We start from the raw sequence: 13,733 nt of genomic DNA, 5'->3' as shown, positions 1-13,733 counted from the left end.
CGCGTTTTCTTCACGCGAACCGGTGTCCACTTCGCCCGAAAACGCTCTAGGAGCCTGTCCAGTTAGCTCCGGGAAGGCGGGCTAATGATAGCGGCTCATGCGACCCTCGCCAGCTTGACGAGGTTGTGAGCGGTGCAGATCAGGGCCCATTCGGCCTTCACTTTGTCGATGCCGCGCAGCAGGAATTGCCTGAACCCTCTTGCCTGTTTGATCTGTCCGAAGACGGGTTCGACGATCTGCTTACGCAAGCGGTAGCGACTTCGGTAGCCGGCGCGCTTGAGCTTGGTGCTCATCCTGGCGATCAGCGATCCGGCTCTTGAAGCCGTTTTCGCAGTGGCGGACGGGGTGCCGTGCTTCTGCCTCCCGGTGGCGATGTAGCCCTCGATGCGCCGCCGCTTGATCGTGCGAAGATTGGCGGCGGAGCAGTAGCCGGCGTCGGCCGACACTTCGTCGGGATTGGTCCCCAAATTGGCCCTGATCCCGTCGAGCAACGGCGCCAGTTGCGCCTGATCGCTGGAGGAACCGGTCAGCGTCTGCGCCACGATGATCTGATGGGCACCATCGACCGCGGCCTGGGCGTTGTAGCCCTGGATGTAACCGTCCTTGGTCTTCAGGATGCGGCTCTCCGGGTCGGTGAAATTGCGTTGCGCCTTGCCGTCGGGCTCGGTTTTCGTCGGCGTCTTGCCGCTCTTCTTGCGGCCTTCGGCGACGCGACGCTCCTCGGCCTCGGCCCGCGCCTTGCTCTCCGCCTCGGCTGCAGCCTTGGCTTCGGCCTCCAGCGCGGCCTTGGCCTCGCGTATCTTCTCAAGCCGCTTCTGCTTGTCGGCCACCCAATCGGGCATTTCGTCGCCGCGCTGGTCGCCGTAGCGCTGGTCCTCCTCCGCATCGGCGGCCTCGGCGGCCTTGAGCCAGCGATCGACCTCCGCTTCAAGCTCCGCTTCCCGCTTCTTCATGCGATCGTAGCTCATCGCCTTGTGCTTGGACGCGTTCGCCTTGATCTTGGTGCCGTCGAGCGCAACGTGCCCGAGCTTCACCAACCCGGCCTTCTCGGCGAGCTTCAGCACCTGCACAAACAGGTCGGCCAGCGCCTTAAGGTGCCGCCGCCGGAACTCCGAGATCGTGCGGAAGTCCGGCGGGTCGCCGGCCACGATCATCATGAAATCCGCCCGCTCCACCGTCGCCTTGGCGATCCGCCGCGACGAGTAGATGCCGCTCGCATAGCCGTGCAGAAGCAGCGCCGTCATCATCCGCGGATCAAACGGCGGCTGACCCAGCCCACTCCGGTAGCTGCCGAGGAGCGCCGATAGATCAAGGCTTTCCCTGACCAGCGACACGATCAACCGCGAAACGTGATCTTGCGGCACATAATCCTGCACGCGCGGCGGCAGAAGCTGGGCCTCATCGATCTTCCAGGGGCGAAATTCCTTGCTCATCGCTATGTAAGGAATCAGACTCGCACCCTCTTGACCAGTCACTACTCAGACAGGCTCCTAGGATTGTCGCGGCCAGTGGACGACAATCGCCCACGCCAGCGCGAGCGCACCGGCGATCCAGAGCAGGATGATCGCGATCATTCCGGCCCGGCTCGTCGGCCGCTGCAGGGCGCTGTTTGCGCTCGCCCGGCACTCGGCCATGACATCGGGTGGGATGAGCGAGATCGCGAGCCAGATGCCGAGCGGCAGCAGGATCAGATCGTCGAGATAGCCGATAACCGGAATGAAGTCCGGAATCAGGTCGATGGGCGAGAGCGCATAGGCCGCGATCGCGACGGCGAGTGCCTTGGCGTGCCAGGGCACACGCGGATCGCGTGATGCCAAATAGAGCGCGTAGCTATCCCGTTTGAGGTTGCGCGCCCAGGCTTTGATGCTGGAAAGCATGACAGGGAATGCCCGTCGGCGTGCTTGCACGCCGAACGGAGACGTTACTCCAGCACCACGTCCGCCGGCATGCCGCCGTGCTGACCCTTGTGGACGGAGGAGGGCGCGATGCCGAAATATTTCCGGAACACCCGGCTGAAATGCGAGGAGCTCGAGAAGCCCCACGAGAACGCGACGTCGGTGATGGTCTTGCCGTTCTGCGATTCCAGCTCCTGCCGGCAATGCTGCAGCCGGGCCTTCCAAATGTAATCGCTGACCGTCATGCCGCGATCGCTGAACAGCATGTGCAGGTAGCGCTTGGAGCAGCCGAGCGCCCCGGAAATGCGGTCGATGCAAAGGTCGGGGTCGCGCAGGTGCTCGCGGATGAAGCCCTGCGCCCGGACATAGGTCGCCTCGGCACTGCCGCGGTCGAACATCGCGCCGGTCTCGCGCAGCGGCAGCAGCAGCAGGTCGATCAGCGAATCGGCGACGCCGACCGCGTTGAGCGGAGACAGCTTCGACGCCTCGCCGAAAGCGGCATGCACGAAGTCATAGGCGATGCGGCCGGTGCCGTTGCGCGCCGACAGCTTGCACGGCGCCATCTTGGAGAGCTGGAAGCCGCGCTCCTTCAAGAGGTCCTTCGGCACGATGACGACTTCATGACGAGTCAGCGACGGGCTGACGATGGTGTGCGGGCAGGACACGTCATAGGCGAAGCAATCGCCGGGCATGATGTCGAAATGCCGGCCTTCCTGCTCGAAATGCGACACGCCATAGGTCTGGAAGAGGATCTTGATGTAAGGATGCTCGCTCAACTTGATGCGCGAGATCGTGTGCGCGATCCGATGCTGGCCTACCTCGATCTGGCACAGCTTCAAGCGCGACACCGTCGTGTAGTTGATCCGTCCCTCGAGCGAGGATCCTTCCAGAGCATCGACCTCGAACTGACCACATAGGTCAGTCAATGCGTCTGACCAGCGCTCGATTTGCCGCTTGGGCGTCAAGCCGGTCGTGTTGAGTGAATGGATTGTGTCGGACATCTTTCCAGCCACCGATTCGATCCCCAAGCGTGACTGCCCACCGCGCGAAGCCTGGCCCGAGATGCCGCGCCTTTTCCCTCATTTCGCGAGAGGCAGAGGGGAGCGACGGGATTCCTCCCGGTCAATGTTGGGCAATCCTCCGTCTAAGTTCTTGCGCCGTCAAGCGCAACCTTGGAGGGCACAAGGGCCGGCGAAGGCTGCCGCCGGGCCTAATGCTTTGCAGCATAAGCCCAGCCTCCCAAACCAATTCAGGCCGGAGCGGCAAAAAATTAGCGAAGGTTCGCTTTCGAGCAAACGGGTGTTCTCTCTTGGGCAAGTCGGCAAGAACCGATCAGGGTACGGCTAGGGAACCAAAATGGAAGAAGCGGGCCGTTTCGACGGAAACCCTGAGCTCTTGAAACTGGGAGGAATCCACGATGCGCAAGGTGCTTTACGCGACGGGTGTTGGGGCAATGGCGATGTTTGCCGCCGGGGCTGCCAACGCCAACGAAGAACTCATCAAGATGGCGAAGAACCCCAAGGACTGGGTCATGCCGGCCGGGGACTACGCCAACACCCGCTATTCGAAGCTGAATGAAATCAACGCGTCGAACGTCGGAAAGTTGCAGGTCGCCTGGACGTTCTCGACCGGCGTGCTGCGTGGCCACGAAGGCGGCCCGCTGATCATCGGCAATACGATGTACGTGCACACGCCGTTCCCGAACAAGGTCTATGCTCTTGACCTATCTCAGGAGAGCAAGATCATCTGGAGCTACGAGCCCAAGCAGGACCCAAATGTTATCCCTGTGATGTGCTGCGACACGGTCAACCGTGGCCTCGCCTATGCAGACGGCAAGATCTTCCTGCATCAGGCCGACGACACGCTGGTCGCGCTTGATTCCAAGACCGGCAAGGTGGCGTGGTCGGTGAAGAACGGCGACCCCAAGAAGGGGCAGACCGGCACGTCGGCGCCTCTGGTCGTCAAGGACAAGGTGCTGGTCGGAACCTCGGGCGGCGAGTTCGGCGTTCAGTGCAGCATGACGGCCTACGACGTCAAGGACGGCAAGCAGGTCTGGAAAGCCTACTCGGAAGGGCCGGATAGCGAGCTCTTGTTCAACGACAAGACCACGGCGCTCGGCAAGCCGGTCGGCAAGGATTCCAGCCTCAAGACCTGGCAAGGCGATCAGTGGAAGATCGGAGGCGGTTGCACGTGGGGTTGGATCGCCTACGACCCGGAGCTCGATATGGTCTATTACGGTTCGGGCAATCCTTCGACCTGGAATCCGAAACAGCGCCCCGGCGACAACAAGTGGTCGATGACCATCTTCGCGCGCAATCCGGACACCGGTATCGCCAAGTGGGTCTACCAGATGACGCCGCACGACGAGTGGGACTATGACGGCGTCAACGAGATGATCCTCACCGACCAGAAGATCGACGGCAAGGAGCGCAAGCTCTTGACCCATTTCGATCGTAACGGCCTTGCCTACACGCTGGATCGCACCGACGGCGAGCTGCTGGTCGCCGAAAAGTACGATCCGAAGGTGAACTGGACCTCCGGCGTCGACATGAACAAGAGCTCGCCGACCTACGGTCGTCCGAAGGTTCTTGACGCGGCCTCGACCGAGAAGGGCGGAGAGGATCACAACACCAAGGGCATCTGCCCGGCCGCGCTCGGCACCAAGGACGAGCAGCCTGCAGCCTACTCGCCGGAGACTCAGCTGTTCTACGTGCCGACCAACCACGTCTGCATGGACTATGAGCCGTTCAAGGTGAGCTACACCGCAGGTCAGCCCTATGTTGGCGCGACGCTGTCGATGTATCCGCCTCCCGGCGACAAGAACATGGGCAACTTCATTGCCTGGGACGCCAAGACCGGCAAGATCGTTTGGTCGGATCCGGAGGAGTTCTCGGTCTGGTCGGGTGCACTCGCGACCGCCGGCGGCGTGGTGTTCTACGGCACGCTGGAAGGCTACCTGAAGGCGGTCGACGCCAAGACGGGCAAGGAGCTCTACAAGTTCAAGACTCCGTCCGGCATCATCGGCAACGTCACGACCTATGAACACAATGGCAAGCAGTACATTGCCGTGCTCTCGGGTGTCGGTGGTTGGGCAGGCATCGGCCTCGCGGCTGGTCTGACCGATCCGACTGCCGGTCTCGGTGCCGTCGGTGGCTACGCTGCGTTGAGCAACTACACTGCGCTCGGCGGGACGCTCACCGTGTTCGCGTTGCCGCAGTGAGCTGATGCAACCCTGTTCCGGCGCATGGGGTGATCTCCATGCGCCGGTCCGTCTTCAAATCGCCCGCGAGGATAGGCTTTTGCGTAAGATCTGGTTTGTGACTGCCGCGATCTTTGTCGTGGCAATGGGAGGAGTTGCTTCCGCCGAAGACGTCGGTGATCCGACCGCCGTCAAGTCCGAGGACGGAAAGTATCTGGACAAGGATGGAAACCCGACCTTCAAGGTGGCACCCGATGGCACCGTGGACTGGTACACCTATTCCGGATTCCGCCGCTATCATTCGGAGTGCCATGTCTGCCACGGTCCCGACGGCATGGGATCGACTTATGCGCCCGCGTTGGCGAATTCGCTGAAGACGATGAGCTACGCCGATTTCCTCGGCATCGTCGCGAGCGGACGCAAGAACGTCAACACAGCGCAGGAAAACGTGATGCCGGCGTTCGGCGATAACCCGAACGTTGCCTGCTACATGGACGACCTCTATGTGTACCTGCGCGCCCGCGCCAACAACGCGGTCCCGCGCGGCCGGCCCGCCAAGCACGAAGACAAGTCGGAAGCCTACACAAAGGCTGAAGACGCCTGCATGGGCAACAGCGAGAAAAAGTGACCGGCGCGGATGATAACCCTATGAGTGTTTTGGAGAGACCAAGATGAAAACGCGCGCCGCAGTCGCATTCCAGGCAAAGAAGCCGCTCGAGATTGTCGAGCTTGATCTGGAGGGACCCAAGGCCGGCGAGGTCCTCGTCGAGATCAAGGCGACGGGTATCTGTCACACCGACGCCTACACGCTCGATGGATTCGACAGCGAGGGGATCTTCCCCTCGATCCTCGGCCACGAGGGCGCCGGCATCGTTCGCGAGGTCGGCGCCGGCGTGACGTCGGTCAAGCCCGGCGATCACGTGATCCCGCTCTACACGCCCGAATGCCGCCAGTGCAAAAGCTGCCTCAGCCAGAAGACCAACCTCTGCACGGCGATCCGCGCCACCCAGGGCAAGGGCGTGATGCCCGACGGCACCTCGCGCTTCAGCTACAAGGGGCAGACCATCTATCATTACATGGGCTGCTCGACCTTCTCGAACTTCACCGTGCTGCCTGAAATCGCGGTGGCGAAGATCCGCGAGGACGCGCCGTTCGACAAGAGCTGCTACATCGGCTGCGGCGTCACCACCGGTGTCGGTGCGGTCGTCAATACCGCCAAGGTGACCCCGGGCTCCAACGTCGTGGTGTTCGGGCTCGGCGGCATCGGCCTCAACGTGATCCAGGGCGCCAAGATGGTCGGCGCCGACAAGATCATCGGCGTCGACATCAACGATTCGAAGGATAATTGGGGCCGCCAGTTCGGCATGACGCACTTCGTCAATCCGACCAAGGTGAGCGGCGATATCGTGCAGCATCTGGTGACGCTGACCGACGGCGGCGCCGACTTCACCTTCGACTGCACCGGCAACACCAACGTGATGCGCCAGGCGCTGGAAGCCTGCCATCGCGGCTGGGGCGTCTCGGTGGTGATCGGCGTCGCGGAATCCGGCAAGGAGATCGCAACCCGGCCGTTCCAGCTCGTCACCGGCCGCGTCTGGAAGGGCACCGCGTTCGGCGGCGCGCGCGGCCGCACCGACGTGCCGAAGATTGTCGACTGGTACATGAACGGAAAGATCCAGATCGATCCGATGATCACCCACGTGCTGAAGCTCGAGGAGATCAACAACGGGTTCGACCTGATGCACGAGGGAAAATCGATCCGCTCGGTCGTCGTGTTCTGAAATCAAAACACCAAGCACTAGGAGGATAGGCCAATGACTGTTCATATCCACCCATCGGTCGACAACGGCGTCAAGCAAGGCTCCGGCAACTTCGCCGGCGGCACCCTGGTCTGCAAATGCGCGGACAAGCCGGTCAAGGTCGGTATCAAGGGAGACGTCGCCCACAACCACGCCTGCGGCTGCACCAAGTGCTGGAAGCCCTCGGGCGCGATCTTCTCGGTGGTCGCGGTGGTGCCGCGCGAGAACGTCACCGTGCTGGAGAACGGCGACAAGCTGCAGATCGTCGACACCGCGGCGGTAATCCAGCGCTATGCCTGCAAGGGCTGCGGAACGCATATGTATGGCCGGATCGAGAACAAGGGCCATCCGTTCTACGGCCTCGATTTCATCCATCCCGAGCTGTTCCAGGAGTCCGGCTCGGCGGCGCCCGGATTTGCCGCGTTCGTGTCCTCCGTCATCGAGTCCGGCGTCAAGCCGACCGAGATGGCCGGCATCAGGGCGCGGTTGAAGGAGCTCGGGCTCGAGCCCTATGACTGCCTGTCGCCGGCTTTGATGGATGCGATTGCCACCCACGTGGCGAAGGCCAAGGCGGCCTGAGCGGCTTCGCTTGACGAAATCCCGTGCCGGCGGCTGCCGCCGTCGGCATGGAATGATCCGTGAGAGCGCTTCGAGCGACGTGGACACCGGTCCGCGCGCGGAAGGCGCGTCAGGGCAGGAATCTTGAGCCCCCGGTCCTGATTCAACCAGGACCGAGGCTCCAGTACCCCGTGACTGGTGAACCTTGCATGCTCTGCGGACGACCACAGGGCATGCATTTTTTTATTCGGCTTTCCCTTTGTCTCGCTCCGATCCTGGTCCTGTCGCACGCCAACGCCGCGTCGCCGGAAGACCGTTACATCGCCACCCGTGACGCCGCGGTCGCCAGGTTCGCCAAACAGATGGACGCCGGACAGACCGGCGACGCCGTCGACAAGGCCGAGGCTGCGGCGCGGGAAGATCTCAGGGCCCAGCTAACCACGATTCTGTCCGAACCCGCTCGCCCGGGCTTTGCGCCGGCCCAGCTCAATCTCGACACTCTATATAAAGGCGATGAGGGCTTCGGCATGCTGGACGGCCTGCGCTTCGATGCCGAGACCGGCAAGGGGGGCGTGAAGGTGGGACAGGCCGCCGACGGCAGCTATGTCGAGCCGAAAGCCCACATCATCGTCACGACCGAAGTCCTGTTCACCCGGTGGCTCCACGCACACAAGACCTGGTGGGACAAGGGCGTCAAGAACGTGCCGCAGCAGACCGATGCGGCCCTGAAGTTCGAAGGCCTCTATACCCAGGCGATTTCGACCGATGCCGCGGTGATCAATTTCAACGCACTGCCGATCACCAAACCGGCGGCGGTCACGTCGAGCTACGCGTTCCTTGCCGGCCGCACCCAGGACGAGAGCCCAGACATGGCCGACGAGGTGTTCGTGGCCGCGCTTGCCAACGGCAAGGTCTATATCGCCTACGGCGCCATCGACCCGGCCGTGCAGATTTCCGCCTGCACCGCGATCCGCGCCGGCTACACCAGGAGGGCGGAGGAGGCGGAGGAGAAATTCCGCCAGAAGCGGATCGACAAGAAGGCCTACGACAAGCTCGGCAATCTGCGTCAGCAGGGCGACGAGGCCTTCAAACGATGCTTCACGGAGCGCGCGCCGCAGCAACCGGCCTTCGCCGAGGCGACCAGGCAGGCACAGGTGCTCCTGGAAACGTCTCTCGGCCAATAGGGGCACACGCCGGTTTGATCGGGCGACGGCCCGAGCCTATCGTCTCCCGAGGTCTTGTGCCCCCGGGGAGACGCCATGAACACCGCCATCAGCCCGTTTCGCATTGCCGTGAGTGACGATGTCCTTGACGATCTCCGCACCCGGCTGCGCCGGACGCGCTGGCCCGAGGCGGAGCTGGTCGACGACTGGAGCCAGGGTGCGCCGCTGCAATGGATCCAGGACGTCTGCCGCTATTGGGCGGAGGATTATGATTGGCGCCAGCGCGAGGCGCGGCTCAATCGTTTCAGCCAGTTCACGACCGAAATCGACGGGCTCGACATCCACTTCATCCATGTCCGCTCGCCGCACGCGGACGCCAGGCCGCTGATCATTACTCACGGCTGGCCGGGATCGGTGGTCGAATTCCACAAGGTGATCGAACCCTTGACCGACCCGACCGCGCATGGCGCCAGCGCCGCCGACGCCTTCCATGTGGTGTGCCCGTCGCTGCCGGGCTTCGGCTTCTCCGCCAAGCCGACCACGACGGGGTGGGGCGTCGATCGGATCGCCAAGGCGTGGGCCGTCCTGATGGAGCGGCTCGGCTACATTAGCTATTTCGCGCAAGGCGGCGATTGGGGCTCGGCGGTCACGGCCGCGATCGGCGGGCAGGATGCGGCGCACTGCGCGGGCATCCACATCACGCTTGCGATGTCGACGCGGCCCAATGTCGAGGGACAGCCGACGCCGGAAGAGACCCGCGCGCTCAACGGCATCAAATACTATGCCGACTGGGATTCCGGATATTCCAAGCAGCAATCCACCCGGCCGCAGACGCTTGGCTACGCGCTGACGGATTCACCCAGCGGGCAGGCGGCGTGGATCCTGGAAAAGTTCTGGGCGTGGACGGATTGCGACGGGCATCCCGAAAACATCCTCAGCCGCGACGAACTGCTCGACAATGTCATGCTGTACTGGGTCACCGCGACGGCGACATCGTCGGCGCGGCTTTACTGGGAAAGTTTTGGCGCGAACAAGCGAACCGTGCACAAGGTGACGGTGCCGACCGGCGTCGCGGTCTTTCCCAGGGAGATCGTCACCCCGGTGCGCAAGTGGATGGAGGCGAGCTACACCAACATCCAGCACTGGAAGGAGATGCCGAAGGGCGGGCACTTCTCCGCATTCGAGCAGCCTGAGCTGTTCGTCCGAGAAACGCGCGAGTTCTTTGGCACACTGCGCTGAGATGGCTGCGGCCGGGCGAAGCGCAAAAAGGCGCGCGGGGCCGACCGGGTGCGCGAGCGCCGCAAGGAAGCGGAAGCAACCCGTCGTGGTCATAGCGAGCGAAGCATGCGGCGTCAGGTAGGAGTCATTCGGGCGAGGTCGTGGATTCCGAGCGCCTGCTCGAGCACCGCAACCCGTGCCACGTAGCGCTCGAATCCGTCCTCACCGAATTTGCGCCGCTCGTCGCGCTCGAAATCCTCCGCCATGGCGTCGAATTCGTGCGGCGAGACGATGCTCCTGAGCTTCGGAAAGAGCTCCGTATCTTCCCGCGCCTCGTGCGGCCGATACATGGCAATGAAGCTCTGCAGGCTCGTGATCACGCGGCCCCGGCTTTCCCCTGGCGCCCGGCTTGCCGGCGCAAGCGCGAGAATCGTGTCGGTGAGACGGCGGCCGGCCTGATGCTGCTGGTAGAGCACGTCGACCAGCTCGACCATTTGCCCCGCCTTGCGAAAGCGGGGAAAGAGCTGCTGCTCTTCGTTGCGCTCGTGATAGTCTTCGATGAATTCATGCACGATCGTTGCCGCGCGAGACAGAACGCCAACATCGAAATCCTCGCCCCGAGTCAGCTTTTGCAGACCCGCTTCGTAGACCAGCAACACGCGGTTGAGCACGCCGTGCTCTCGCATCAGATCTTCGGGAGGCGTCACCTGCGCGGCCTGATCGGCTTCCGCCGCGTGCGTGCCGGCCGTGCTCGCGATCAACAATGCCGATGCGGCATGAATGAGTGCTCGTCGGTGTAAAGCGGGCTTCATCTCTGAACCTCCTGCTGGCCGTGCTGCGCCTTCACGGGCCCGAGGCGTGGCGGGCTCAACCCAACTGGCCGGTCGCGGCGTAGTTCCTTGATCCCTGCCTACGGCTAGGAACTGACCCTTGGAGAAGGTGTTGTAGCCGCGATCATCAAAAGGAGTCACGCCCGTGCGCCAGGCGTTGTTTGCGCTCACGCGTCTTCTTGCCCTGACGGTAGTTGCAACCGCGTGCGGCGCCGGCTTCTGCTTCGCGGCGGGCGATCCCGTGAAGGGCGCCGCGATTTTCGCCCGCGAATGCGCGCTTTGCCACACGATCGGCAAGGGCGAACCAAATCGCTTTGGACCCAATCTGTTTGGAATCACCGAGCGCAAGGCCGCCACAGCGCCCGGATACGCGTATTCGCCGGAATTCATCACGATGGCGATCTGGACCTGGAGCCCGAACGCCATCGCATCTTTCGTCGCTGCACCCGGCCTCATGATTCCCGGCAACAGGATGTCCGTGTTCCAGGGCGTCCCGGATGCAGAGATTGACGATCTCGTCGCCTATTTGGCGGCCCAGAAATAGAGGCGCCCATGAGACTGCCGACAGGGTTGCTCGGAGTCTTGGCGATCGTTCAATCGTTCGTGTGCCCGGCGTCGACACAAGAGGCTGCTCCGGTCGAAATCGGCGCGCACGATGTCGGCGGCGTCGTCAAGAGTGCGAACGGACCGGAAGGCGGCGTCTGGGTGATCGCCGAGACGAGGGATCTCGGCACGCGCTTCGCCAAGATCGTCGTCACCGACGATGCGGGCCGCTTCGTCATTCCGGATCTACCAGAGGCGCACTATCAGCTCTGGGTCCGCGGCTATGGTCTTGTCGACGCGCCGAGGGTTGCGGCTGAGAGAGGGCAGCACGTAAACCTTGATGCGGTGATCGCGCCGGATCGTGCCGCGGCGGCGCAGTACTATCCCGCGATCTACTGGTTCTCGCTGCTCAGGCCGCCCGGCACCGACAGGTTTCCCGGCACCGGTCCGAACGGCAACGGCATTCCAACTGAGTTCAAGACCCGCGATCAATGGCTCGACGTCATCAAGACGAACGGCTGCGGCAACTGTCATCAGATCGGAAATTATGCCACGCGCACGATGCCGCCGGCCTTCGATCATTTTCAATCCGGAATTGCCGCATGGGCGCGCCGCCTGCAGTCGGGGCCCGGCGGGACCACGATGGTACACACCATGGGCCGGTTGCTGACGCCTGATGGCGGGCACCTCGCTGCGCTCGCGGACTGGACCGACCGCATCAAGGCGGGCGAGCTTCCGAAAGCCGCACCGCCGCGTCCGGCCGGTATCGAGCGCAACTTCGTCGTCACGGTGCGCGACTGGCTCGATCCGAAACATTATCTGCATGACCTCCTGGCGACCGACAAGCGCCAGCCGACCGTGAATGCCAATGGACCGCTTTATGGTGCGACCGAGCTTTCCAGCAACACGATGCCCGTGCTCGATCCCCTGGCCAACCTCAAGCGTGTCGTCCCTGTGCCGGTCCGCGAGCCGGAACATACGCCGAGCTCGGCACTGGCGAATCCGGTGTTCGCATCCTCGCCCTATTTCGGGCGCGAGCAGGTTTGGGACAGTCAGGTCAACGCCCATTCGCCGGCGATGGATCGGGAAGGGCGCGTCTATTTCACTGCCCAGGTACGGCCGCCGATCGAGGTCCCCGCCTATTGCGGCAAGGACTCGCAGCTCCGCTCTGCACAGCTCTATCCGCTGACGACGAGGCCCGAGGGGTTCAGTCAGAACTCCCGGCAGGTGACGGTGTATGATCCCCGCAACGGGAAGTTCACATTCATCGATACCTGCTTCGGCACCCAGCACCTGAACTTCGCCGAGGACGACGCCAACACACTCTGGTTCAGCAACAATACGCAGGGCAAGAACGCCGTCGTCGGCTGGGTGAACACGAACAAATTCTGGGCGTCCGGCGACGCGGCGGCGTCACAGGGCTGGAGCGCGCTCGTGGTCGACACCAACGGCAACGGCAAGCGCGACGAGGGCTATAACGAGCCCGGTCAGCCGGTTGATGCCGCCAAGGACACGCGCATCGCGCTCGGGCTCTACGGCATCTCCGTGAGCCCGCTCGATGGCGCGGTCTGGGGCTCGAGCCTGCCGCATCCCGGCTATATCATCCGCATCGATCCCGGAACGAATCCACCCGACACGGCGCTCGCGGAGGTCTACAAGGTGCCGCTGCCCGGCTACGGCATTCGCGGTATGGACGTCGATCGCAACGGCGTCGTGTGGGTGCCGCTCGACAGCGGCCATATCGGCAGCTTCGATCGGCGCAAATGCAAAGGACCGCTCAACGGTCCCGGCGCCGAGACTGGCGACAAATGTCCGGAAGGCTGGAGCTTCTACCCGCTGCCGGGCCCGCCGTTGCAGGGCGACACAGGTGCGGCCGAAAACCCATACTACTTGTGGGTCGATCAGCACGATATCCTGGGACTCGGCGCGAACACGCCGATCGCCACCGGCAATCAGTCCGACTCCCTGCACGCGCTGGTGAATGGCCACATCGTCGAATTGCGAGTACCCTATCCGATGGGCTTCTTCGCCAAGCAGATCGACGGGCGGATCGACGATCCCGCTGCGGGCTGGAAAGGCCGCGCTCTCTGGGTGAGCTCCGGCAACCGCACACCCGTTCATATCGAGGGTATTGATGCGCCTCATCCGGGAGCGCCAGGCGCGACCGAGGCAACGCGGTCGAGCCCGCTGGTGGTACAATTCCAGTTACGTCCGGACCCGCTGACTCATTAGGGTGGCTTGCGTGGGTCGGAGCGCAAGCAGGTTGTTGTGGCGGCCGGATTGCGGATCGAGCCGGCATTGTCGCTTCCATCGGCGACCGGAACATGTGGATCGCTACAGCGACAGCGCACGCCAGCTTTATGAACCAGCCCACACAAGATCGAAATGAGAGCTGAGTAGCAATTCGATATCGGTTGGCGTGTCGCTAACGTTATCGCGGAGAGCAGTCGACAACTGTTGATAGCGACAGCAGGAGATACATTCGCTTGAGCCAGCGCCTTGCCGACCAGGCTCCTTGAGCCTCGCAG

The 13,733-nt window shown here is 63.1% G+C and carries 12 protein-coding genes; 8 read left to right on the top strand and 4 right to left on the bottom strand.

What is annotated here, in order from left to right:
• Positions 1-95: 95 nt before the first annotated feature.
• The 3 genes from MTX19_RS28660 to MTX19_RS28650 are packed head-to-tail and all read right to left on the bottom strand — an operon-like array spanning position 96 to position 2,896.
• On the bottom strand, positions 96-1,433 hold the full coding sequence (locus MTX19_RS28660; RefSeq protein ID WP_280979491.1) for an IS1182 family transposase: 1,338 nt from the start codon (positions 1,431-1,433) through the stop codon (positions 96-98).
• Between the two features lie 57 nt (positions 1,434-1,490).
• The gene (locus tag MTX19_RS28655; protein WP_280980381.1) at positions 1,491-1,877 is read right to left on the bottom strand and encodes a YkvA family protein; all 387 of its coding nucleotides are present in this window, start codon (positions 1,875-1,877) and stop codon (positions 1,491-1,493) included.
• A gap of 44 nt (positions 1,878-1,921) precedes the next feature.
• Positions 1,922-2,896 (bottom strand): helix-turn-helix domain-containing protein, encoded by a 975-nt coding sequence (locus tag MTX19_RS28650; protein WP_280980380.1) that lies wholly within the window; start codon positions 2,894-2,896, stop codon positions 1,922-1,924.
• Positions 2,897-3,312: 416 nt separating this feature from the next.
• Between MTX19_RS28650 and xoxF5 the strand changes: the two genes are divergently transcribed.
• From xoxF5 to MTX19_RS28620, 6 genes are all read left to right on the top strand, one after another.
• Positions 3,313-5,115, top strand: coding sequence for a lanthanide-dependent methanol dehydrogenase XoxF5 (gene xoxF5 / locus MTX19_RS28645; protein ID WP_280980379.1), 1,803 nt, complete (start codon positions 3,313-3,315; stop codon positions 5,113-5,115).
• A 124-nt stretch (positions 5,116-5,239) separates the two neighbouring features.
• Complete coding sequence (locus tag MTX19_RS28640; protein WP_280984902.1) at positions 5,240-5,722, top strand: c-type cytochrome, methanol metabolism-related; 483 nt, start codon at positions 5,240-5,242, stop codon at positions 5,720-5,722.
• Positions 5,723-5,765: 43 nt separating this feature from the next.
• Positions 5,766-6,875: an S-(hydroxymethyl)glutathione dehydrogenase/class III alcohol dehydrogenase gene (locus MTX19_RS28635; protein ID WP_280980378.1), complete on the top strand. Its 1,110-nt coding sequence runs from the start codon at positions 5,766-5,768 to the stop codon at positions 6,873-6,875.
• Between the two features lie 33 nt (positions 6,876-6,908).
• On the top strand, positions 6,909-7,472 hold the full coding sequence (gene gfa, locus MTX19_RS28630) for an S-(hydroxymethyl)glutathione synthase (RefSeq protein WP_280972935.1): 564 nt from the start codon (positions 6,909-6,911) through the stop codon (positions 7,470-7,472).
• Between the two features lie 212 nt (positions 7,473-7,684).
• Positions 7,685-8,635 carry a hypothetical protein gene (locus MTX19_RS28625; protein ID WP_280985582.1) on the top strand — a complete coding sequence of 317 codons (951 nt, stop codon included), beginning with the start codon at positions 7,685-7,687 and terminating at the stop codon, positions 8,633-8,635.
• A 75-nt stretch (positions 8,636-8,710) separates the two neighbouring features.
• Positions 8,711-9,853, top strand: coding sequence for an epoxide hydrolase family protein (locus MTX19_RS28620; protein WP_280980376.1), 1,143 nt, complete (start codon positions 8,711-8,713; stop codon positions 9,851-9,853).
• A gap of 113 nt (positions 9,854-9,966) precedes the next feature.
• On the opposite strand, the gene MTX19_RS28615 is transcribed toward MTX19_RS28620, so the two are convergent.
• Positions 9,967-10,833: a hemerythrin domain-containing protein gene (locus tag MTX19_RS28615; protein WP_280980375.1), complete on the bottom strand. Its 867-nt coding sequence runs from the start codon at positions 10,831-10,833 to the stop codon at positions 9,967-9,969.
• 70 nt (positions 10,834-10,903) lie between these two features.
• Between MTX19_RS28615 and MTX19_RS28610 the strand changes: the two genes are divergently transcribed.
• Together MTX19_RS28610 and MTX19_RS28605 are read left to right on the top strand one after the other, a co-directional pair.
• Entirely contained in the window at positions 10,904-11,206 is a 303-nt protein-coding gene (locus MTX19_RS28610) for a c-type cytochrome (RefSeq protein WP_280980374.1), read from the top strand.
• Positions 11,207-11,214: 8 nt separating this feature from the next.
• Positions 11,215-13,437 (top strand): carboxypeptidase-like regulatory domain-containing protein, encoded by a 2,223-nt coding sequence (locus tag MTX19_RS28605; RefSeq protein ID WP_280980373.1) that lies wholly within the window; start codon positions 11,215-11,217, stop codon positions 13,435-13,437.
• Positions 13,438-13,733 lie beyond the last annotated feature (296 nt).

Origin of the sequence: Bradyrhizobium sp. ISRA464 (assembly GCF_029910095.1) — a bacterium.
Classification (GTDB): domain Bacteria; phylum Pseudomonadota; class Alphaproteobacteria; order Rhizobiales; family Xanthobacteraceae; genus Bradyrhizobium.
The sequence above is the reverse complement of the archived record's forward strand: the minus strand, read 5'-3'. Positions and strand labels throughout refer to the sequence as shown.